Here is a 1,710-nt window from a genome sequence, read left to right as displayed (position 1 = left end):
GGTCCGGCTGCCGGCAGCGGTCGAGCAGCTCGCGGTCCGGTGCGCGCCCGGCGGCCGCGTCGTCGAGTACCGCGGCGAGTGCGGCCACGTCGTCCGCCGTGCATGCCCGGGAGGCCGCCCTGTCCCGCCGCACTCTGCTGGCCGCCGGCGGGGGACTCGTCCTGGGCGCGGGCGGAGTCGCGGGCTGGGTGCTCGGCCGGGGCGGCACCGAAGCGCTCACCTCGCCGGGCGCGCGGCCCTCCCCGCCCAGGGCCGCAACCCGCGTGCCGCGCGGTGTCGCACCGGCCGCGCTGTGGCGGTACGACGCGCCGTCGGGGAAGCCGCTCGTGCGGGCGCTCAGCCTGTTCGGCGGGGAGATCGGCTATGTTCCCGATCCGCCGCGGCTCACGGCACTCAGCCTCGCCACCGGTGAAGTCCTGTGGACACGCGACGACTTACCGGACCCGCAGCGCGTCCTGCCGCTCGGCGGACAGGCCGTCACCGCGCGCTCCGGGCGTCTGGCCGGCCTGTCGACCCGGGACGGCAAGGAGCTGTGGACGCAGCCCGTGACCGTGATGTCCGGGCAGGGCCGGCTCGCCATCCTCAACGGGTCGGTCGAGGACCGCACCGTGATCTACCACGCCGTACCCGAAGAGGGCGGGTCCGTGGAGACCCAACCGCCGTACGTGGTGGCCCTCGAGGTGCCCGGGCGCACCGAACGCTGGCGCCTGCGGGTCAGGACCGGGGAGCTCGGGGACCTCGTCCTGATCGCGGTCCCCGGACTCGGCGACGACGTCCACCTCATGGAGCGCCGCATGCCCGGCGGTGCGCGCATCTACCGCATCGACGGCCATACGGGCCGCAAGCGCTGGGAACGGGTCCACGACTGGCCCGAGGGGCTGATGTCCCTGCTCGACTACGACCCGTACTCCGAGCAGCTCCTGGAGATGTACCGCGGCAGGCTGCGGGCCGCTCACGTGGATGCCGACGCACCGCGGTGGAGCCTGGACCTCTACGACGAGCCCGAAGGCGAGATCTCCCGCAAGCCCGACACCACCCTGGCCCGCCGTGTCAAAGGGGTCGACGGTCCGCTGTACTTCCTCGCGGGCCCGCATCAGACCGTGCACGCCGTCGACTTGGACACGCACCGCGAACACTGGCGCCACCGGCTGCCGGTGGACCTGGTCCGCGACAGGACGACGAAGCAGATCATCCCGCCCTGGCTCTCGATCACCGAGTCGGGCCGCACGCTGCTCGCCGCGCACCGCCTGGGGGTGGTCGCGCTCGACCCGCGCACCGGTACCGAGCTCTGGCGCTTCGCCGTCGCGGACGGCACCGACGGCTACCAGGTGCACACCGCGGGCCGCCTGGCCCTGATCGTCAACGGGCCTTCGGTCTACGCCCTTCCTGTGATGTGAGGACTTCCGATGACGGACGAGGAACACAGGCACTCCGAGACGCCCGGCCGGCCGGCGGAGGACGCTGCCGCGACGGAGGATGCCGTGCCGACCGGGGACGCCGTGCCGACCGGAGACGCCATGCCGACCGGAGACGCCATGCCGACCGGGGACGCCGTGCCCACCGGGGGTGCCGTGCCCGCTGAGGACACCCGCCCGTCCGGACGGAGCCCGGCGGAGCGTGCGTCGGGTCCGGGCGGGCGCGGGGCCACGGGTGGCGAGCCGGAGGACGGGGCAGGTGGCGGCGCGGGAGCCGAGGGTGGTGGGGGAGCCG

The 1,710-nt window shown here is 74.7% G+C and carries 1 protein-coding gene and 1 pseudogene; both read left to right on the top strand.

Annotation, left to right across the window (positions count from 1 at the left end):
- The coding region (locus G6045_RS40465; protein ID WP_206344821.1) for an outer membrane protein assembly factor BamB family protein at positions 1–1,397 on the top strand (1,397 nt) is incomplete at its 5' end.
- Between the two features lie 9 nt (positions 1,398–1,406).
- Positions 1,407–1,710: pseudogene (locus tag G6045_RS41055) on the top strand (ice-binding family protein); the annotation flags it as partial.

The sequence above is a fragment of the Streptomyces mesophilus genome (genome assembly GCF_011044995.1).
Taxonomy (GTDB): domain Bacteria; phylum Actinomycetota; class Actinomycetes; order Streptomycetales; family Streptomycetaceae; genus Streptomyces; species Streptomyces mesophilus.
The sequence above is the reverse complement of the archived record's forward strand: the minus strand, read 5'-3'. Positions and strand labels throughout refer to the sequence as shown.